This window comes from Acidovorax sp. LjRoot38 (assembly GCF_964252975.1).
GTDB lineage: Bacteria > Pseudomonadota > Gammaproteobacteria > Burkholderiales > Burkholderiaceae_C > Acidovorax > Acidovorax facilis.
Genome location: NZ_CAXUPT020000011.1, coordinates 14316 through 34168, shown reverse-complemented (window position 1 = coordinate 34168; position 19853 = coordinate 14316). Strand labels below are relative to the sequence as shown.

At 66.0% G+C, this 19853-nt stretch carries 20 protein-coding genes; 6 read left to right on the top strand and 14 right to left on the bottom strand.

The window, feature by feature from the left end:
• The first annotated feature begins 24 nt into the window (after positions 1 to 24).
• Both ACSQ22_RS18855 and ACSQ22_RS18850 read left to right on the top strand, forming a co-directional pair.
• On the top strand, positions 25 to 1485 hold the full coding sequence (locus ACSQ22_RS18855) for an efflux RND transporter periplasmic adaptor subunit (protein WP_436131223.1): 1461 nt from the start codon (positions 25 to 27) through the stop codon (positions 1483 to 1485).
• Between the two features lie 22 nt (positions 1486 to 1507).
• Positions 1508 to 4666 (top strand): efflux RND transporter permease subunit, encoded by a 3159-nt coding sequence (locus ACSQ22_RS18850; RefSeq protein ID WP_436131222.1) that lies wholly within the window; start codon positions 1508 to 1510, stop codon positions 4664 to 4666.
• 85 nt (positions 4667 to 4751) lie between these two features.
• Here ACSQ22_RS18850 and ACSQ22_RS18845 read toward each other — a convergent pair whose 3' ends face one another.
• From ACSQ22_RS18845 to moaA, 6 genes are all read right to left on the bottom strand, one after another.
• On the bottom strand, positions 4752 to 5087 hold the full coding sequence (locus tag ACSQ22_RS18845) for a thioredoxin family protein (protein WP_436131221.1): 336 nt from the start codon (positions 5085 to 5087) through the stop codon (positions 4752 to 4754).
• A 166-nt stretch (positions 5088 to 5253) separates the two neighbouring features.
• Complete coding sequence (gene moeA / locus ACSQ22_RS18840) at positions 5254 to 6612, bottom strand: molybdopterin molybdotransferase MoeA (RefSeq protein ID WP_436131220.1); 1359 nt, start codon at positions 6610 to 6612, stop codon at positions 5254 to 5256.
• Between the two features lie 19 nt (positions 6613 to 6631).
• Positions 6632 to 7177 (bottom strand): N-acetyltransferase family protein, encoded by a 546-nt coding sequence (locus tag ACSQ22_RS18835; RefSeq protein ID WP_436131219.1) that lies wholly within the window; start codon positions 7175 to 7177, stop codon positions 6632 to 6634.
• Positions 7178 to 7192: 15 nt separating this feature from the next.
• A complete protein-coding gene (gene mobA / locus ACSQ22_RS18830) occupies positions 7193 to 7837 on the bottom strand; it encodes a molybdenum cofactor guanylyltransferase MobA (RefSeq protein WP_121505999.1) in 645 nt (214 codons plus the stop codon).
• A 30-nt stretch (positions 7838 to 7867) separates the two neighbouring features.
• Positions 7868 to 8251: a DUF6713 family protein gene (locus ACSQ22_RS18825; protein ID WP_121506000.1), complete on the bottom strand. Its 384-nt coding sequence runs from the start codon at positions 8249 to 8251 to the stop codon at positions 7868 to 7870.
• A gap of 66 nt (positions 8252 to 8317) precedes the next feature.
• Complete coding sequence (gene moaA, locus ACSQ22_RS18820) at positions 8318 to 9454, bottom strand: GTP 3',8-cyclase MoaA (RefSeq protein WP_436131218.1); 1137 nt, start codon at positions 9452 to 9454, stop codon at positions 8318 to 8320.
• A 169-nt stretch (positions 9455 to 9623) separates the two neighbouring features.
• Between moaA and ACSQ22_RS18815 the strand changes: the two genes are divergently transcribed.
• The gene (locus ACSQ22_RS18815; RefSeq protein WP_436131217.1) at positions 9624 to 10475 is read left to right on the top strand and encodes a type IV pili methyl-accepting chemotaxis transducer N-terminal domain-containing protein; all 852 of its coding nucleotides are present in this window, start codon (positions 9624 to 9626) and stop codon (positions 10473 to 10475) included.
• Positions 10476 to 10503: 28 nt separating this feature from the next.
• On the opposite strand, the gene ACSQ22_RS18810 is transcribed toward ACSQ22_RS18815, so the two are convergent.
• The 6 genes from ACSQ22_RS18810 to ACSQ22_RS18785 form a co-directional block, all read right to left on the bottom strand.
• A complete protein-coding gene (locus ACSQ22_RS18810) occupies positions 10504 to 11184 on the bottom strand; it encodes a hypothetical protein (RefSeq protein ID WP_233559238.1) in 681 nt (226 codons plus the stop codon).
• On the bottom strand, positions 11181 to 12155 hold the full coding sequence (locus tag ACSQ22_RS18805; RefSeq protein WP_436131216.1) for a hypothetical protein: 975 nt from the start codon (positions 12153 to 12155) through the stop codon (positions 11181 to 11183). The genes ACSQ22_RS18810 and ACSQ22_RS18805 overlap by 4 nt, the downstream gene beginning before the upstream one ends.
• A 376-nt stretch (positions 12156 to 12531) precedes the next feature.
• A complete protein-coding gene (locus ACSQ22_RS18800) occupies positions 12532 to 13293 on the bottom strand; it encodes an SDR family oxidoreductase (RefSeq protein ID WP_436131215.1) in 762 nt (253 codons plus the stop codon).
• 50 nt (positions 13294 to 13343) lie between these two features.
• On the bottom strand, positions 13344 to 13967 hold the full coding sequence (locus ACSQ22_RS18795; protein ID WP_436131214.1) for a DUF2889 domain-containing protein: 624 nt from the start codon (positions 13965 to 13967) through the stop codon (positions 13344 to 13346).
• Positions 13968 to 14059: 92 nt separating this feature from the next.
• Positions 14060 to 15493: an aldehyde dehydrogenase family protein gene (locus ACSQ22_RS18790; protein ID WP_218300166.1), complete on the bottom strand. Its 1434-nt coding sequence runs from the start codon at positions 15491 to 15493 to the stop codon at positions 14060 to 14062.
• 104 nt (positions 15494 to 15597) lie between these two features.
• Positions 15598 to 16302 (bottom strand): Crp/Fnr family transcriptional regulator, encoded by a 705-nt coding sequence (locus ACSQ22_RS18785; protein WP_436131213.1) that lies wholly within the window; start codon positions 16300 to 16302, stop codon positions 15598 to 15600.
• Positions 16303 to 16435: 133 nt separating this feature from the next.
• Here ACSQ22_RS18785 and ACSQ22_RS18780 point away from each other — a divergent pair, with 133 nt between their 5' ends.
• Together ACSQ22_RS18780 and ACSQ22_RS18775 are read left to right on the top strand one after the other, a co-directional pair.
• Positions 16436 to 16960 (top strand): DUF962 domain-containing protein, encoded by a 525-nt coding sequence (locus ACSQ22_RS18780; protein ID WP_121420505.1) that lies wholly within the window; start codon positions 16436 to 16438, stop codon positions 16958 to 16960.
• Between the two features lie 16 nt (positions 16961 to 16976).
• Complete coding sequence (locus ACSQ22_RS18775) at positions 16977 to 17858, top strand: bile acid:sodium symporter family protein (protein WP_121506008.1); 882 nt, start codon at positions 16977 to 16979, stop codon at positions 17856 to 17858.
• 22 nt (positions 17859 to 17880) lie between these two features.
• Here the strand turns inward: ACSQ22_RS18775 and ACSQ22_RS18770 are convergent, their stop codons facing one another.
• Positions 17881 to 18702: a metal-dependent hydrolase gene (locus tag ACSQ22_RS18770; RefSeq protein WP_055398180.1), complete on the bottom strand. Its 822-nt coding sequence runs from the start codon at positions 18700 to 18702 to the stop codon at positions 17881 to 17883.
• Positions 18703 to 18838: 136 nt separating this feature from the next.
• Here ACSQ22_RS18770 and ACSQ22_RS18765 point away from each other — a divergent pair, with 136 nt between their 5' ends.
• Positions 18839 to 19456: a TetR/AcrR family transcriptional regulator gene (locus ACSQ22_RS18765; RefSeq protein WP_436131212.1), complete on the top strand. Its 618-nt coding sequence runs from the start codon at positions 18839 to 18841 to the stop codon at positions 19454 to 19456.
• Between the two features lie 4 nt (positions 19457 to 19460).
• Here ACSQ22_RS18765 and ACSQ22_RS18760 read toward each other — a convergent pair whose 3' ends face one another.
• Positions 19461 to 19847: a VOC family protein gene (locus ACSQ22_RS18760; protein WP_436131211.1), complete on the bottom strand. Its 387-nt coding sequence runs from the start codon at positions 19845 to 19847 to the stop codon at positions 19461 to 19463.
• Positions 19848 to 19853 lie beyond the last annotated feature (6 nt).

Genomic DNA, 19853 nt, shown 5'->3' with positions numbered 1-19853 from the left:
CCACATCACCCGCTTCATTGATCCATGGCGTCCAAGAACAAATACATCTTTTTCGCTGTCATCGGCATCGCTGCCGCGTCGGGCGCAGCCTGGTGGCTTCAGAAACCGGCCCAGTCCGTGCGCAGCGAGGCGCCTGCCGACGGCAGGGGTAGCGCCGCGCCAGCTGGTACGGCGGCCAAGGGGGGGGGCGCAGGCCGCCCCGTGGCGGTAGAGGCCGTGGCCGTGCGGCAGATGGCCTTGCGCGACGATGCCGAGGCCGTGGGCAGTCTGCGGTCGCGCCAGAGCGTGGTGCTGCGCCCCGAGGTGAGCGGTCGCATCACGGCGCTCAACTTTCGCGACGGCGAGCGCGTGCGGCGCGGGCAGGTGTTGGTGCAGTTTGACGACCAGTTGCCCCGCGCCCAGGTGCAGCAGAGCCAGGCCGAGCTCTCCATCGCCCAGGCCAACCACAAGCGCAATCAGGAACTGGTAGCCCAGGGCTTCATCAGCCAGCGTTCGGTCGATGAAAGTGCCGCCAACCTCGAAGTGGCGCGGGCCAAATTGTCCTTGGCGCAGGCCACGGCCTCGCGCCTGAAGATCGTGGCGCCGTTTGACGGCATCGCTGGTATTCGCGGGGTGAACGTGGGCGACTACCTCAAGGACGGTGCCGACATCGTCAATGTCGAAGACCTGGATGTGGTGTATGTGGACTTCCGCCTGCCCGAGCGTTTGCAGAGCAAGGTCCGCACGGGCCAGACCGCCCAGGTGGCGTTCGACGCCTTGCCCGGCGTGCGCTACAGCGCCGTGGTGCAGGCCATCAACCCCCAGATTGACGCCGATGGCCGCTCGGTGGTGGTGCGCGGCTGCATTGACAACCGGCGCTTGCAACTGCGCCCCGGCATGTTTGCGCGCGTGACGGCCGTGTTTTCAGAGCGCAGCGATGCCCGGGTGATCCCCGAGGAAGCCATCGTGCCCGACGGCAGCAGCCCGTATGTGTTCAAGATTGTGCATGGCAAGGAGCCTGGCAGCCGCGTGGCGCGGCGCACACCCGTCAAGCTGGGTGCGCGCACCCCCGGGTTTGTGGAAGTGGTGGATGGTCTGGCCATGGGAGATGTGGTGGTGACCGCAGGCCAGCAGCGCATCCAAAAGGATGGCACCCCAGTGCGTGTGGTGGAACTGGGCAAGCCAGGCAAGCAGAGCAATGGCGGCGCGCCATCACCAGCGCGCGCAGCCGCCTCGGCCGGGGCGGCAGGTGCAGACCGTGCTGCAGGTGCCGTGGCACCAACCGATGCACCAGCGCCCACCGGGGCTGGCAGCGCCAGCAGCCCCCGGGCAGCGGCGCAGCCGATGGCAACCGCACCCGTTGCCAATGCTGCTACCGCCGCCGCTGCCACTGCCACTGCAGCATCGGCCAATGCCGTAGTGGCGCCGTTGCCCGGCCCTAATCCTTGCCAGCTTGCGGGCAGGCCCGGCCGCGCACCACAAGGCAGCCCACGCCATCCTGCGTGATCGATGAAGTTCCAGGACTGCCATGCAACTCGCTGAAATATCGATACGCCGACCGGTCTTTGCGACCGTGCTCTCGCTGCTGGTGCTGCTGATCGGCGCCGTGAGCTTCACGCGCCTGTCGGTGCGCGAATACCCCAAGATCGACGAACCCGTGGTCACCGTCAGCGTGCGTTATGCGGGCGCGTCGGCCGAGGTGATCGAATCCCAGGTCACCAAGCCGCTCGAAGACTCCATTGCGGGCATTGACGCGGTGGACGTCATCACCTCCATCAGCCGGGCCGAGCAAAGCCAGATCAGCGTGCGCTTTCGCCTCGAAAAAGACGCCGACAACGCCGCCGCCGAGGTGCGCGACCGCACCGCGCGGGTGCGCAACCGCCTGCCCGATGCCGTGGATGAGCCCGTGATCGCCAAGGTGGAGGCCGATGCCTCGCCCGTGATGTGGCTGGCTTTCAGCAGCGAGACACGCACGCCGCTGGAGATCAACGACCTCATCAACCGCATCGTCAAGCCCCGGCTGCAGACGGTGACCGGTGTGGCCGATGTGCCCATCTACGGCGAGCGGAAATACGCCATGCGCGTGTGGCTGGACCCCGAGCGTTTGGCGGGCTACCGCCTGACCGCGCAGGACGTGGAAGACGCCATCCGCCGCAACAACCTGGAGCTGCCCGCAGGTCGCATCGAGTCGCAGCAGCGCGAGTTCAGCGTCACCTCGCAGACCGACCTGGCCACGCCGTTCCAGTTTTCCGAGGTGGTGATCCGCACCGTGAACGGCTTCCCGGTCCGTATCCGCGACGTCGCGCGGGTGGAAGAGGGCGCCGCCAGCGACCGCAGCCGCGTGCGCCTGAACGGGCGCGAAGCCATTTCCGTGGGCGTGATCCGACAGGCCACCGCGAACCCGCTGGAGCTGTCGCAGGGCGTGCGCGCCATGCTGCCCACGCTCAAGGCCGACCTGCCACCGGACATCGGTATCGACATTGCCAACGACAACTCGCTGTTCATCGACCGGTCCATCAAAAGCGTCTACACCACCATTGCCGAGGCCGTGGTGCTGGTGGCCCTGGTGATCTTTGTCTTCTTGCGTACCTTCCGCGCGTCCATCATTCCCATCATCACCATCCCGGTGAGCCTGGTGGGCAGTTTTGCGCTGATGTCGCTGGCGGGTTTTTCGATCAACACCCTCACGTTGCTGGCGCTGGTGCTGGCCATCGGCCTGGTGGTGGACGATGCCATCGTGATGCTGGAGAACATCTACCGCCACATCGAGGAAGGGCTGGACCCGTTCTCAGCCGCCATCAAGGGCGCGCGCGAAATCGGCTTTGCCATCGTGGCCATGACGCTCACGCTGGTGGCGGTGTATGCCCCGCTGGCCTTTACCCCGGGCCGCACGGGCCGGTTGTTTGTGGAATTCGCATTGGCCTTGGCGGGCGCGGTGGTGGTGTCCGGCTTCGTGGCGCTGACGCTGTCACCCATGATGTGTTCGCTGCTGCTCAAGCACAACCCGAAGCCCAACTGGTTCGACCGCTCGATGGAGCGCTGGCTCACGGCCTTGTCAGACGCTTATGGCCGCCTTTTGCGGTGGCTGGTGACGGCCCGCTGGTCGGCCAAGGGCAGCGAGCGCGGGGGCGTGCGCGGGGCCATCTTCCAGGCCCGCTGGATCGTGCTGGCGGTGATGGCGGTGAGTGGTGCGGCGCTGGTGGTGGTTTACCCCAGCATGCGGCAAGAGCTGTCGCCGCTGGAAGACCGGGGCACCATCCTGGCCAGCGTCACCGCCCCCGACGGCGCCACGCTGGACTACACCAACCGCTACGCACTGGAGCTGGAAAAGATCGGCCAGGACTACCCCGAGTTCGACCGCATCTTCGCCAACATCGGCAACCCCACCGTGGCCCAGGGCAGCGTGATCTACCGCACTGTGGATTGGGAGAAGCGTGACCGCACCACGCTGGAGCTGGCGCGCGAACTGCAGCCCAAGGTCTCGGGCTTGCCGGGCGTCAACGCCTTTCTCATCACCCCGCCGTCGCTGGGTCAGGGCTTCCGTTCACGGCCGCTCACCTATGTGATCCAGACCTCGGACAGCTACGAAAACCTGAACGCCGTCACCAACGCGTTCATGGCCGAGATCGCGCAGAACCCCGGCATCATCGGCCCCGATGTGGACCTGCGCCTGAACAAGCCCGAGCTGCGCATCGAAGTGAACCGCGAACGCGCCGCCGACCTGGGCGTGAGCGTGGATGTGGTGGCCAAGGCCATCGAAACCATGTTGGGAGGGCGCACAGTGACGCGCTACAAGCGCGATGCCGAGCAGTACGACGTGATCGTGCAGACCGAGGCCAGGGGCCGCACCACGCCCGAGAACATCGACACCATCTACGTGCGCGGCCGCAACGAAGCCATGATCCCGCTGTCCAGCCTGGTCAACGTGCGCGAAAGCGTGAGCCCGCGCGAGCTGAACCACTTTGGTCAGCGCCGCTCGGCCACCATCACGGCCAACCTGTCGCCTGACTACTCGCTGGGCGAGGCGCTGAGCTTCATGGACGCCACGGCGGCGAAAGTGCTCAAGCCCGGCTACACCACCGAACTCAACGGCACCTCGCGCGAGTTCAAGAGCTCGCAGGGGGCGCTGGGCATCGTCTTCGTACTGGCTTTGGTCTTTATCTTCCTGGTGCTGGCCGCGCAGTTCGAGAGTTTCATCGACCCGCTGGTCATCATGGTCTCGGTGCCGCTGTCGATGATTGGAGCGCTGCTGGCGCTCAAGTGGAGCGGCGGCTCGCTCAACGTGTATTCGCAGATCGGGCTGATCACGCTGGTGGGGCTCATCACCAAACACGGCATCTTGATCGTGGAGTTCACCAACCAGCTGCGTGAGCAGGGCATGGAGATGGTGGATGCGCTCGTCAAGGCCTCGGCCCAGCGCCTGCGCCCCATCCTGATGACCACCGGCGCCATGGTGCTGGGAGCCATCCCGCTCGCGCTGGCTTCAGGCGCGGGCGCCGAGACGCGCACGCAGATCGGCTGGGTGATTGTGGGGGGCATGTCGCTGGGCACGCTGCTCACGATCTTTGTGGTGCCCACCATGTACACCCTGTTTGCACGCAAGGCAGTGCCGGGGGCGAACACGGCCGTGGCTGCCGAGGAGCCTGAGCATCCGTTGCACCCGCCGCACGATTACGTGGCCAAGTAGCCATGCGGAGCCCCAACGGCGGAGCGTTGCGACCCAATAAGAAGCCCCGATGGGGCTTCTTCCTATTCGGAGTCGGACGCGTGCCTCATGCAGGTGCCGAGACGGCGGTGTTTACGGCGTCCAGAACGTCTTGCTGCTCCTGAGGCCGCACCAGGCGAGCGACCTCCTTGCCGTCCTTCAAGAACACCAGCGTGGGCCACAGCTTGACGCCGAACGTGCGACCCAGGCGCTGGCCGGGGCCATCTTCCACCTTGATGTGCGCTACGTCTGCGCGGTCCTTCAGCGCTTGTTCGATCAGTGGCTGCGCGCGCTGGCAGTGGCCGCACCAGGGGGTGCCAAATTCCACAACGGCGGCGCCTGTCAGGCGGTCCACCTCGTCACGGGATGGGGGTTGCGCAAGGTGCTGGGCGGTGTAGGGCATAGGCGCAAGATTTCCAAACGGGTGCAAATGAAAAAAGCCATTGTGCTGTGCTCCGCCCGCGCGGGGTGCCACGGGCGCGGCTCCTGTGAGGGATGCTTGGCAAGGGCCGCCCCGCAGTGAAGGCGTCGCGGTCCCCCTGGGGGAAAGCGCGAAGCGACTCAGGGGGTCAAATAACGCCGTCAAACACCATCACATCCACCGTGTCGCCCACGGCCACGTTGCCCTGGCCGTGGTGCAGCACGATGAGTCCGTTCGCCTGCACCATCGAGCTGAGCACACCCGAGCCCTGGTTGCCCGTGGTGCGTACCTGCAGGGTGCCGTCGGCGGCGGTGGTGATGGTGCCGCGCTGGTACTCCGTGCGGCCAGGCTTCTTGCGCATGGCTTCGGTGCTGGTGGCGCGCAGCAGCGGTGGGGCGCTGTGGGTGCTGCCCATCATGCGCAGCAGGGCGGGGCGCACAAAGGCCAGAAACGTCACCATCACCGCCACGGGGTTGCCTGGCAAGCCGAACAACACCGCACCGCTGTGGGGGTGATTGGTATCATTTTGATAGCTGTTAGCGCTTGATGGATAAGTGCTGGAGGCCAATTTGGCTTGATTTTCTGTGGTGGCAATGCGCCCCACCGCCATGGGGCGGCCCGGCCGCATGGCAATGCGCCAGAAGGCCACGTCGCCCAGCTTCTTCATCATGGTGCGTGTGTGGTCGGCCTCCCCCACACTCACGCCGCCGCTGGTGATGATGGCGTCCGCGCGCTGCGCTGCGTTGCGAAATGCGGCCTCCAACAGTTCCGGCTCGTCGCGGACCACGCCCAGGTCGATCACCTCTACGCCCAGCCGCGTGAGCAGGCCGAACACGGTGTAGCGGTTGCTGTCGTACACGGCGCCTTCGCGGGGTGGTTCGCCGAGGCTCAGGATCTCGTCGCCGGTCGAGAAATACGCCACGCGCAGGCGGCGGTACACCGTGACGGTGGGCAGGCCCAGGCTGGCGACCAGGCCCAGCGCAGCTGGCGCCAGCAGCGTGCCCTTGGCCAGCGCCACGCTACCCTCCATCAAGTCTTCGCCCTTGAAGCGGCGGTTGTCGCCGGTCTTGAGCACATCGGCCGCGATGGTGATGTGGCCGTCAGCTGCGGCGGCTGTGGTGAACTCCTGCGGCACCACGGTATCGAGGCCCGTGGGCATGATGGCGCCGGTCATGATCTTGACGCACTCGCCCGCCGCCACGGTGCCCACCCAGGCCTTGCCCGCCAGCGCCGTGCCCACCACGCGCAGCGTGAGAGGCTGGCCTGCGACCAGTTGGTCGCCGGCAAACGCATAGCCGTCCATGGCCGAGTTGTCGTGTGGTGGCACGCTGATGGGTGAAATCACGTCCTGCGCCAGCACGCGTCCCAGGGCGCTGAAGAGGGGCAAGTCTTCGGTGGCGCTCACGGGCTCGACCAGCCGTTCCAAGAACGTGTTCACATCGGCAGCGCTCAGGGCCTGCGGGTCGTAGCCTTGCAGTTCGGCGGCAATCTGGGCAATGGTTTTCATGGGGCTCAGTAACTTTCAATCAGTCGTGCAGCACGCGCACCATGTGCAGCTTGTCAAAGCCCACGCCGTCCACCACGATGGCGTGGGGCAGCAGGCCCCAGGCGCGGAACCCAGCCTGCTCGTACAGGCGCACGACATGCGTGTTGGAGGCGGTGACCGTCAGCACCAGCTGGGTCAGCCCGGGCACGCGGCTGGCGGCCTCTACGCAGGCGACTACCAGCTGCTGGCCGACGCCCTGGCGCTGGGCTTGTGGCGCAACCATCATGCCTACCAGCGTAGCGAGGTGCCGCTGCTTGGTGCGCTGCTCGCGCTCACAGCCCAGGCAGCCGACCAGCTGGCCTGCGGCATCGAAGGCGCCGAGGAAGAACTGACCCGACTCCGGCGCGCCAAACCGCGCCACGTACTCGCTGGCATCGCGGCCCACCGAGGATTCGTAGTCGGACGTGAACGCATCCGGCGCGGTGCGCAAAGCCTCGTCGCGAAGGGCTTTGTAGGCCACAGCGTCCGATGCGACCAACGGGCGGATCAACACTGCACGGGCGGCCGCAGGCGTGTGCGCGTTCATCGCAGCGGTGCGTGATCAGGCCTGCGGTGCGCTCGCGCTTTCCAGCGCGTGCAGCTCAGCTAGGGTGTTGGCGTTGAAAAAGGCCTTGGGGTCGTCGCCGGGCTGGTCAAACGGCACGATGGCGCAGCGGTGCTGTGCCGTCCATGCGTCAATCTTGCGGCCACCGGCCTGGGTGAAAGCGACCAGGCTTTCGAGCAGGTCCACGCGCAGCAGGCAGAACACCGGCTGGGTGCGCACGGTGGTGCGGCCCGTGCCATCGTCCTCGGGCGCTGCGGCCATGGCGATGTCGGCGTCCTGGGCGTCAGCCGCCGCCGCCAGGCGCTGGGCCAGGTCCAGGGGGAACAGCGGGGTGTCGCAGGGCACTGTCAGCAGCCAGGGCGTTTCGCAACGCTCCAGGCCTGTCAAAAAACCCGCTAGCGGCCCGGCATAGTCGCTCAGCACGTCGGGCCACACCGGTGCGCCGAAGGCTTCGTAGGCGGCCAGATTGCGATTGGCGTTGACCATGGTGGCGCCGGTCTGCATCTGCAGTCGCATCAGGGTGTGCAGGGCCAGGGGCAGGCCCCGAAAGTTCTGCAGGCCTTTGTCGACCCCGCCCATGCGGGAGCCGCGGCCGCCGGCAAGGACGATGCCGGTAATGTCTTGGGTGTCAATCTTGGTCATGGTGCGCGCGATGGAGCGTGAAATAGAGGGCTACCGCAGCGGCCGGGTACGCAGCGCGGTCAACTGCAGGCAGGAAAGGACAGCCGTGCCGACCAGCAGGCCCAGGGACACAGGTTGTACAAAGGCCTCATGTCCCAGGGCAAAAAACAGCCCGTGGATCACCACGGTCAAGGCACCGAGGCAAGGCATGAGTTTGTAGAACATCAGGGCCGCTGAACCCTCGCCACGGGCCACTTGCGACTGCGCGTACAGCACCAGCGCAATGATGGGCAGGTTCAGCAGCAAGTTGACCTGGTTGCCGCCGGGGATGTGAAACAGCTCCCACTCGTGCCAGTACGCGGCGTCGATCTGGTGGGTGACCAGAACGGCGGCGTTGGCCAGAAACAGTGCGCGGTGTTTGGGTTGAAGGGACATGGGTGGCTGTAAGGACAACGCGAGGACCGAAGCCACCGATGGTGCCCTAAAAAGTCGGCACTTTGCTTACCCGCCGATGTAGCTCATTTCCACACGCCGCACCCCTGGCGTATTGTCTGCCGGCAGGGTGCTGCGCAGCTCGGAGTAGCGGTCAGCGCGCTGCTGCCAGATGGGCGCGATGGCCGAGGCAATCGCCTCGTCGCTGGCGCCGCCGCGCAGCAGGGTTCGCAGGTCGTAGCCCTCGGAGGCAAACAGGCACAGGTAGAGCTTGCCTTCGGTAGACAGGCGCGCGCGGTTGCAGTCGTGGCAAAACGCCTGGGTCACGCTGCTGATCACGCCCACCTCGCCCAGGGCGGGGTCATATTGGCCTGCGGCATTGGCATAGCCCCAGCGCTCGGCAGTTTCGCCGGGGCTGCTCGGGTCGAGCTGGACCAGCGGCAGCTCGGCGCGCAGGCGGTTGATCAGCTCGGCCGAGGGCAGCACTTCGTCCATGCGCCAGCCGTTGGTGGCGCCCACGTCCATGTATTCGATGAAACGCAGCGTGGTGCCCGTGCCCCGGAAGTGGCGGGCCATGGGCAAAATTTCGTGGTCGTTGGTGCCGCGCTTGACCACCATGTTGACCTTGATGTGCGACAGCCCGGCGGCGTGCGCCGCTTCGATGCCCGCCAGCACGTCGGCCACCGGAAAGTCCACATCGTTCATGCGGCGAAACACGGCGTCGTCCAGGCCGTCGAGGCTCACGGTCACGCGGTTCAGGCCCGCGTCTTTCAGCGCTTTGGCCTTGCGCGCCAGCAGTGATCCGTTGGTGGTCAGCGTGAGGTCGGGCGCCAGCCCGTCCACCGTGCGCAGCTGGGCCAGCTGCGCCACCAGCGCTTCCAGGTTCTTGCGCAGCAGGGGCTCGCCACCGGTCAGGCGGATCTTGCGCACGCCATGCGTCAGGAAGAGCTTTGCCAGCCGCGTGATCTCTTCAAAGCTCAGCAGCGCGCCATGGGGCAGGTAGGGGTAGTCCTTGTCGAACACTTCCTTGGGCATGCAGTAGTTGCAGCGGAAGTTGCAGCGGTCTGTCACGCTGATGCGCAGGTCGCGCAGCGGGCGGCCCCGGGTGTCGGTGAGCAGGCCGGTGGGGACCACGGCTCGCGCGGGCACTTTCGCTGCCAAAGCAGCAATGCGTTGGTCCACCAGGGGAATCACTCGTTCGGCCATGGCGCGATTTTGCCGCAAGGGGGCCTTCAGAGGGGGCAAGCCCCTGCGCGCGGAGTTGATCGCGGTCAAGTTTTGCTCAGGCGCTGGTATGGCCCGCCTTTGACATGGCGCAGGGCGTTCTGTTTGCTGCGTTGCAACAATCTGCCCATTCGATTTCAAGGGGATTCCCATGTTGACGCGCGAATTTTCTGTCGATGCCGTGCCATGCCAGCGCCGTGTGGCCCTTCAGCGGGTGGCGGCGGGTGTTCTGCTGCCCACCTGGGCAACTTGGGCGACTGGAGCCCAGGCGCAGATGGGGTTGTCGGGGGCCATCAACTATGCGGGCTGGTTTCGTGCACTGTCGCAGCGCATGGCCAAGGCCTATTGCCAGCAGTACCTGCAGGTGCTGCCTGCTGCGGCGGTGGATGTGATGGGTTTGGCGCGCAAGATGGTGCAGACGGGCAGCGGCGAACTGGCCCGAGGCATGCAGTCGGGCCAGTGGCCTGCAGAAGTCGGGCGGCAGCTGGCAGAAGTGCAAAAGCAGTTTTCCCTGCTCAACCAGATGACTTCGGCGCCCGCCACGACCACGGCCCTGGTAGCGGCGGCATCGGAACAGGCCGATCGAACGCTGCTCATTGCGCAGGCCGTGACCGAGGCCATCGAAAAAATGGCACAGGCCCCCAGTGCCCGCCTGGTGAACCTGGCGGGCCGCCAGCGCATGCTGTCGCAGCGCCTGGCCAAGAACTACTTTTTGAGTGCTGCCAAGGTGGATTCCAAGGTGGTGCAGGCGCAGCTGGCGTCCGATGCGGCGGACTTCCGCCAGGCCTTGCAGACATTGAAGGCGGCGCCCGTGTCCACATCGTCCATCCGCAACGAGCTGGAGTTGGCCGACTCACAGTGGCTGTTTTTTGAATCCGCGCTGCGCCGCCCGGCCGATGACGCGGGGCTGAACGCCGTGGCCACCACCAGCGAACGCCTTCTGGGGGTGATGGACAAGCTCACCGGCCTGTACGACGCTGCCCTGCGCGAGGTGCTGGGCTGAGAGGCAGGGAGCGGCCGGGGTCACCCGATCAGCCGCCCCAGCCCGCATGCTGCATGAAGTCCGCCAGGCGGCAATCGCGCCCCACCAGCACCAGCCGCGTGTCCAGCGCGTTGAAAAACCCTGGGGGAGGTGGAAGCGGCAGCTGCTGGACGCGTTTGTGGGTGTCGATGCGCGCCGCTGCCAGTTCGTAGTCGCGTGCCAGGGCCATCCACAGGCCATGGGCGCCGGCCGACTGGCGTGCGCCTGTTATCAGGCTCCTCCCTGAGTCCAGCCACCATCGGTAGATGGCTGATGCAATGCCCATGCGGCGGTAGCCGTCCACCACCTTGGTGTGGGGCGCACGCAGGTGGCGGTCGGTGCGGCGGTCCACCTCGACCAGCCGGTTGAACACGGTGTAGGCCACGATGCGGTTGCGCTGCGGGTCGATGGCATACACAAAGTATTCGCCGTCGGCCTCGCGCAGGCGAAACACCAGCCCATGCAGATGCAAGGGCAACGGCTGCATCGCATCGCGCGTGCGGTGGTTGGTGCGGATGCGGTCGTACAGCGCCTCGAACTCGCGCTGGATGTCGCGGCCCGACAGATCCACGTCGATGCGCAGTTCGGTCAGCCGCTGGGCCCACCGGCCCAGCAAGCCCTGGCCGGGCCACGTGTTGGCGATGACGGTGGCGTCGCGTGGGTCGCACAGGCTGCAGGCGATGGCCATCATGGCGTGTTCCCCTGGCCATCGGTCCAGCAGCCGCTCAGCAGGCGTGCAGGCTGTTCGCGGGCGCACACCTGGGCGCTGTGGGGCCAGTCGGGCAGCGGCACCACCAGGCCTGCGTATACGCCGTAGGCCTCACCCGCCGCAATGGTTTCGCCCGCCCACAGGCTCTCGCCCGCACGGATGGCCCCTCCGGCGTGAATGTGCCCACCGGCCCGCACACCCCAGCCCACTTGCAGGTGGCCCTTGCAGTCCACGTCGCCCGTTACCCACACGCCCCGGGCAGCCTGCACGGCAGCATCGGTTTGCAGGTGGCCACCCACCTTGATGCCGCCGTCGCAACCCAGGTCGCCCATCACCCGCAGATCCTGGGTCACCCGGCAGTGGCCACCGACGTGGGCGGCAGCCCCGCAGTCCAGCTCGCCGCCCACCCGCAGGCTGCCTGTGCACTGCAGTCGCTGCGCCACTGTCAGCGACCAGCCCACGCGTGCATCGCCGTGCAGCCGCGCGCTGCCCTCGCAGCGCACTGCGCCCGCCACGCGCAGGTCTTCGCCCACGCGCAGTGCTCTACCCACCCGCAGGCCGCCCAGCACGCTGAGGCTGCGGCCCGTGCGCAGCACACCCTCCACGTCGGCGTGGCCCCGGCAGCGCACGCTGCCGGCAAACACCAGCGCGTCGGCCTCCAGGTGGTCTATTTCCAGCACATCGTTGGTGGGGCCGAACTGGTCCAGCATCCAGCAAGCGTCTTCCACGCGACCTTCGCGCACCAGGTCGTCCAGCAGCGCCTGGTAGTTGCTGGCGCCCTCCTGGCGGCGCAGGTACCAGCGGTAGCCGTCGGCGCAGGGCTGCTTGGCACGGATGAAGTTGCGGGTGATGTCGGGGGCGACCGCCGCGCTGGCGATGGCCTCATCGGCGGGCAGGCTGCGCGCAGGGGCGCACGGGGCGAGCGAAATCTCGCCCGAAGGGAACGGGGGCATGGACACTCCTGGCGTTCGCGCCCCGGCCGTGGCCAAGGCGCAAGCTGGCGCTGGGCGTGGGGCCCGGCGACAGGAGGTGCGCGAAAAGAATGCGAAGGGGAGGGGGGTGTCGCCGGGCTCAGGAATCTGCAGCAAGCGTGCAGACTTGGCGGTCACCGGCCTGGAGCGTGGCCTGCGAGCGCGCGGCACGGCGCAGCGGCGCGGTCGCGCTGGCGGCTGTGGCGGGAGAGTGGCTCGCAAACATCGGCGGCACTATAGGCAGCAGGGCCTGCACCGTCAAATCAATCCGCACTGCCCTAGTGCGGATTGGGACGCTCAAAAAGGGGCGTGGTGGCTGCTTCAGAGAGCATGCCGCGACGCCTGTTTGCTTGCTGACTTACACGCAGCGCCCGCCATCCACCTCAATGCACACGCCGCTGATGAATGACGCCTCGTCGCTGGCCAGGTACAGCGCCGCATTCGCCACGTCCAGCGCGGTGGAGAAGCGCCCCAGCGGAATGGTGGCCAGAAACTTGGCACGGCGGGCCTCGTCCACCGGGCCGCCCGCAAACTCGGCGGCCAGTCCCGTGTCGGGGTTGAACACGGGGTTGATGCAGTTCACGCGGATGTTGTCGGGGCCCAGCTCAGCGGCCATGGACTTGCTCGTGATGATGACGGCGCCCTTGGAGCCGTTGTACCAGGTCAGACCTGGGCGCGGGCGCAGTCCGGCGGTGGAGGCGATGTTGATGATGCTGCCGCCACCGGCCTGGCGCAATGCAGGCACGGCGTGGATGGCCGACAGGTAGATGCTCTTCATGTTGATGGCATAGACCTTGTCGAACTCGTCCTCGCTCACTTCGAGCATGGGGCGGTTGCGGTGCGTCCAGCCTGCGTTGTTCACCACCACGTCCAGGCGGCCGTACAGGCGCACGGCTTCGTCGACCATCGCCTTCACTTCGGCGGACTTCGTCACGTCGGCCTTGAAGAACGCGGCGGTGCCGCCGGCGGCCGTGATCTCAGCCACCACGCGCTGGCCACCGGCTTCATTGATGTCGTTGACGATGACCTTGCCGCCCTCTGCGGCCAGGCGTTTGGCGATGCCTTCGCCAATGCCGTTGCCAGCGCCGGTGACGATGATGGATTTGTTCGAAACGCGCATGGAATGGCTCCTTGAATTATTCAAAATTGATAGCTACTGACGCTTTAGTATCAAGCGCTAGGGGCTTGTTTGGCTGAAATTTCTGCAGTGAAATCTGTGGTTGTGGCTTGCTCCGCCAGCTTGGGGGCCTGCGGCGCACGGCCGTAGAACTGGGGGAAAAACTCTTTCACGCCCTGGCCGTTGAAGTCCCACCCCGTGCACTGGCCCAGGTGGCGCGGTGGCTCGTCGGGGTGGCTGGACGAAAACACGGCGGGCACCGACTGGAACGCCGCGGTGGCCAGGTTGAACAACAGCTCGCGCAGGTGGGTACAGCTCGCCACGCCGCCCAGGTGCTTCTGGATGGACTGGCGCCAGCCGCGCGCCATGCTGCAGCCCACCATGTGCTGCAGTGCAGTTTGGGCCTCGGTGCAGCCCTGGAGCGGGTGCGAATCCATCGCCACATCGATCGCCTGCACCACCAGCTGGCGGTTCACGGTCACGCGCAGCCACATGTGGTGGATGGCCTCGCCCGCGAGGCGCTGTTTGGTAGGGTCGCGAAAAGAGGTGGCGTCGTAGGCCTTGCTGTCGTGCAGCTCGCCTTCAATGTCCCACAGTCCATCGTCGCGTTCAAAGCCCTGGTAGTTCACCCGGCGGACATGTTTCAGGGTGCGGGGGGCGGGGGGGCTCAGGGGCATGGAGGAAAAGGGACGTCGTGCAAAAGAGGCAAGGTTAGCGGCGGGTGCCACACCGCGCTGTCGCGCGCGGACATGATGCAGCCGGGGCGCGATCAGCCGTACTTGATGGCGACGGTTTTCAGCGTGGTGAAGCCGTACAGCGCCTCAAAGCCCTTTTCGCGTCCATAGCCGCTGGATTTGACGCCGCCAAACGGCAACTCCACACCGCCGGCCGCGCCGTAGTTGTTGATGAACACCTGGCCGCTGTGCACACGCTTGGCCATGCGGAACTGGCGCGCGCCGTCACGCGTCCAGATGCCGGCCACCAGGCCGAATTGTGTGGCGTTGGCCAGCTCCACCGCATGGTCTTCGTCCTGAAAGGCCATGGCCGACAGCACGGGGCCGAACACTTCCTCCTGCGCAAGGCGGTGGCCTACCGGTACATCGCGCAGCAGGGTGGGGGCCTGGTAGTAGCCGGTTTCGGGCGCTTCGTCCACCACCACGCCCTGCGCCACCATGGGGATGCCTGCCACCTGCGCGTCGGAGAGGAAATCCCACACGCGCTGCTGCTGCGTCTGGCGGATCAGCGGGCCCACGTCCAGGTCCATGGCGGCGGGGCCGACGCGCAACTTTTCAAACGCCTTGCCCAGACGCTCCAGCAGCGGTTCGTAAATCAGCGAATCGATCAGCACGCGTGAACCCGCCGAGCAGGTCTGCCCCGCGTTCTGCACGATGGCGTTGATGACCACGGGGATGGCGGCATCGAGGTCCGCATCCGCAAAGATGATCTGCGGGCTTTTTCCGCCCAGTTCCAGCGTCACGGGGCAGTGGCGCTCGGCGGCCACCTGCTGGATCAGCGTGCCGATCTTGGGGCTGCCGGTGAAGCTGATGTGGTCGATGCCGGGGTGGCGCGCCAATGCGTCGCCCACCTCATGGCCGTAGCCGGTGACGATGTTGAGCGCGCCGGAGGGAAAGCCCACCTCGGCCGCGAGCTGCGCCACGCGGATCAGCGAGAGGCAGGCATCTTCGGCCGGTTTGACCACGCACACATTGCCTGCCGCCAGCGCGCCGCCCACGCTGCGGCCGAAGATCTGCATGGGGTAGTTCCAGGGAATCACATGGCCCGTCACGCCGTGGGGCTCGCGCCAGGTCAGCACGCTGTAGCCGTCGGGGTAGGGGATCGTCTCGCCGTGAAACTTGTCGCACGCACCGGCGTAGAACTCGAAGTAGCGCGCCAGCGCAATCGCGTCGGCGCGTGCCTGCTTGGTGGGCTTGCCGCAGTCGCGCTGCTCCAGTGCCGTCAGCTCGTCCGCATGCTCCAGGATCTTGGCCGAGAGCTTTTGCAGCAGTCGGCCGCGCTCCACCGGGGCCAACTTCTGCCACACCGCGTTGTAGCACTGGCGGGCCGCATGCACCGCCGCGTCGATGTCGTCGGCGTTGCTGCGCTGGATCTCGTCGAAGGGCTGGCCGTCGGACGGGTCGATCATGGCAATCGTGCGGCCCGAGGCGGACGGCACCGAGGCGTTGGCGATGTAGTTCAGTTGCATGGCCGTCATTTTGCCCGGAAATGAAATGTGTGCTTATTATTTAAGTAAAAAATGCTTCTGGCGCTTGTTGGTAAAGTGCTGGTAGCTATATATTTAATAGCAATTCAATAGCAGGTGGCGCGCAGCGCCGCCAGGTCCAGAATCTCCAGCTCGCCGCGTTGCACGCGCACCAGGTGGCGCGATTCCAGGTCCTTGAGGATCTGGTTAGTGGTCTGGCGCGAGATGGCCAGCATCAGCGACAACTGCTCTTGGGATATGGACAGCACGCGGCGCGACCGCCCCTCGGCCGTCCACTGGCCGTAGCCCTCGGCCATCATCACCAGGCGGCGCGCCAGGCGTTGTGGCGCAGGCAACAGGGCCAGCTCTTCCATGGCCACAAAGGCCGAGCGCAGCTTGTCGGTGAGCAGCAGCGCGAGCGCATGCCAGTGCTGCGGGTGGGCCTGCAGCCACGCCTGCAGCCGCTCGTGCGGAATGTGCAGCAGCGTGGTGGGCTCGGTGGCCTGCGCGTCGTGCGTGCGTGCGGAGTTGTCGAACACCGAGATTTCGCCAAACCAGTGCGGCGGCTCCAGGCGGATCAGCAGCGCGGCCCGCGCCTCGTCGGCCCGGCCGCCCGTGCCCGAGATGCTGACCGCGCCGCGCACCACCGCATACAGCCCGCAGGGCGAATCGCCACGCAGAAACAGCACTTCGCCCGTCTGCAAATGGCGCACCTGTGCCATGGCCAGCAGCGGCTGGGCAAAGTCGGGCGGCAGGTGGGCAAACCAGCGGCCGGACTGGAGGACGGGCAGATAGGTGGCGGGGTCGGTCATGCAGTGCAGATTGGGCGCGAGGCAGGGTGGGGCGGTGCCGTGGGAGTGTGCCTTTTTGTCGTCTGCACGACAGACGCTGGCAATGCCCCGGGGGGAGTATTGATGCTGCTCAAAACAACAGCCGGAGACACCCATGAAAACCCTGATCGACCACCTTGCGCAGTACGCCGACTACCACCGCGACCCGCGCAACATCCACACCCATTTTGTGGGCGTCCCGATGATCATGTTTGCGGTGGTCATCCTGCTGTCGCGCCCGACCTGGATGGCGGGCGCGTTGCCGCTGAGCCCTGCGCTGTTCGCTGCGCTGGCGGCCAGCGTTTTCTACTTCCGGCTGGATATGCGTTTTGGCCTGGCCATGGCGACCCTGCTGGCGGCCATGCTGGTGGGGGGGCAGTGGGTAGCTTTGCAGAGCATGGCGGTGTGGCTGGCCACGGGCATTGGCCTGTTTGCGGTGGGCTGGGTGATTCAGTTCGTGGGCCACTACTACGAAGGTCGCAAGCCCGCGTTTGTGGACGACTTGGTGGGCCTGATCGTCGGCCCGCTGTTTGTGGTGGCCGAGTGGGCCTTTGCGCTGGGTTTGCGCAAGGAAGTGCAGGCGGCGATCGAGCAGCGCAGCGGCCCGGTGCGACTGCGCACCGGCCAGGCACCTGCATAAGCCCCGCGCGTGACCCATGAGCTTTGTTTCCATACTTCCCACCTTGTTGTTCATCGCCCTGGGGCTGGTCATGTTCGGCCTGGGCCTTTCGCTCACGGTGGGCGACTTCAAGCGCCTGCTGCAGCATCCGCGTGCCGTGGTGCTGGCCCTGGTGCTGCAGGTGCTGGTGCTGCCATCGGCCTGTTACGCCCTCATCGTGCTGCTGGGCGTGGCGCCGCTCTACGCGGTGGGGCTGATGCTGCTGGCGGCTTCACCGGGTGGGGTGTCGGCCAACCTGTTCAGCCACCTTTTTGGTGGCAATGTGGCGATGAACATCTCGCTCACCGCCATCAACACCGTGTTGTCCATCGTGAGCCTGCCGCTCATCACCAACTGGGCGATCAACACCTTTGCGCACACGGGCCAGGTGGTGCCGCTGCAATTTGGCAAGGTGGTCGAGGTGATCATCATCGTGCTCGTGCCGGTGGTGCTGGGCATGGCGGTGCACCGGCGCGCGCCGGCCTTCAGCGCCCGCATGGAAAAGCCCATGAAGATTTTCAGCGCCGTGGTGCTGGCCGCTTTTGCGCTGATTGCGATTGCCAAGGAGTGGACGGCGCTGGTCGAGTCCTTCGCGGGCATCGGTCCGGCCGTGTTGTTGTTCAATGCGATCAGTCTTGCGTCGGGGTACTACCTGTCGCGGGCGGCGGGGCTCGACAAGTCCATGGCCACGGCCATCAGTTTCGAGATCGGCATCCACAACTCCACGCTGGCCATCTTCATCGCGCTGTCGGTGCTGGGCAACTTTCAGCTGGCGCTGCCTGCGGCCATCTACTCGGTCAGCATGTACATACTGGCGACGCTGTTTGGTGGTCTGGTGCTGCGGCGTGGTGCCCAGCCAGCGGCCGCCGTCAGCGCCTGAAACCGCATTCTGGCGTTGTGGCTCAGCGTGCGCCCACGGGCACGTAGGCGTCGCTGTGCTGGGTCAGCCATTGCTGTGACAGGTCCGTGCCGTGCTGGCTGGGGTGAAAGTCGCGGCGCAGGTATTCGCGCCACGGGCGCCAGGTTTCGCGCACCAGGCCGCCCTTGCCAAACAGCGTGCGCGCTGCGCTGGCCCAGGTGGTCCATTTCCACAGGGTTCCGTCGCGGCGCAGGTTCAGCACCGTCTGGCGCAAGGCGTCGCCCAAGAAGACGAGGGTGATGCGGCGGAACCAGGTGATGCGCCACTCGTGGTTGCCGCCCAGCGCCTGGTAGATGTCGAACGCCGTGTTCTTGTGCTCGGCCTCTTCGGCGCAGTGCCATTGCCACATCGTGGCCAGGCGGGGTTCGGCTCCCGCCAGTGTTTCGGGGTGGGCCAGCAGCCATTCGGCCAGCAGCGCGGTGAAGTGCTCGTTGGCAGCCGTCACGGCCAGGGGGTGGCGTGGGTCGGCTCCGGCAAAAAGCTTCATGCGCTCCTGCGCGCGGGACGCCCATTCGTTGACCAGGCCCTGCTTTTCGAGGTGCCCATTGAACAGCGCATGGATGCGGCGGTGAGTGGCCTCTTGTCCGATGAAGCCGCGCACCTCGTCGGCAAATTGCGCGTGTTGCTCGGGCGGCATGGCTTTGTGCCCGCCCTTCACAGCGTCGATGAAGAACTGCTCCCCCACCGGGAAGCTCATCGACAGCGCATTGAAGAACGCCGTGCGAAACGCATCGCCGCCGCACCAGTGGCGGTCAAAAGGCGTTTCCAGGTCAATGAGCAGGCGTCGCACGACGAGTTCGGTCATGGGGATGGATCTCTGGGAGCTCGGTAAAAAGATAACGTCTTTGTCGTTTGGTACGTTGTAGTACCAGTGGTGAGGAATCATGGAGTGCGCATGTGGTACTGTCAAGTACCTGTTAACCCCAAGGGAATCTGCCAGCATGACCGCACTGCAAGCCGCCCCCCGACCTGGCGCCACCGAGGGTAAGGAGCATCGGGATCGCCTGCTGCAGGGCATGGCCCGCGCCGTGGCGACCAAAGGCTATGCCGACACCACGATTGCAGACATCGTGCGCGAGGCTGGCGTCTCGCGCCGTACTTTCTACGAGAACTTTGCCGACAAGGCCGAATGCCTGACAGCGCTGTACGAATCGGCCAGCGGCAACGCACTGGCGGTGCTGCGTGGCGCCATCAACCCCCAAAGCGATTGGCAGGCCCAGGTGGAGCAGGCGCTGTCGGCGTACTTTGGTGCGCTGGCCTGCAATCCGGTTCTGCTGCGCACTCTGTTCATTGAAATCCTGGGCCTGGGCATGCCCGGCCTGGCCGCGCGGCGGCGCGTCAACCAGCAGTTGGTGGACCTGATGCTGGAGGTGGTGAACAACCGCCCGGGGGCTCCCCTGCGCAAGGCCCCGCTGCAGCCCATGATGGCCATGGCGGTGGTGGGGGGTATCAACGAGATGGTGCTCCAGTCCATCGAACAGGGGCGCGCCGGACAGCTGCAGGAGCTGGTGGCGCCCGCTGCATCGCTGCTGCGCGCGGCCACCTCGACGGATCTTTGACCGTTCACACTTCGTTGGCGATCTCGATCAGGTTTTCGTCCGGGTCATAGATATAAACCGACAGCAACTTGTGGCACGCTCCCGTAGCACCCACCGGGCCTTGCACGATGGAGACGCCTTCAGCTTGCAGATGTGTCACCACTTCTTCCAATGGGGTTTGCGTGAGAAAACACAGGTCGGCAGAGCCCGCGGTGGCATGTCGCACGTTCGGGTCCACCACCGTGCCTACTTCGTGCAGATTGATCTTTTGATCGCCGAAGTGCAGCGCATACCGCCGGGGCTTGAACTCCCGCGCAGCCATGCCAAGCACACGCTCATAGAACGCGATGGTTTTTTCAATGCTGGCAACGGTGAGTACAACGTGGTCGAGCGATTCCAGAACAATGGGCATGGCGTG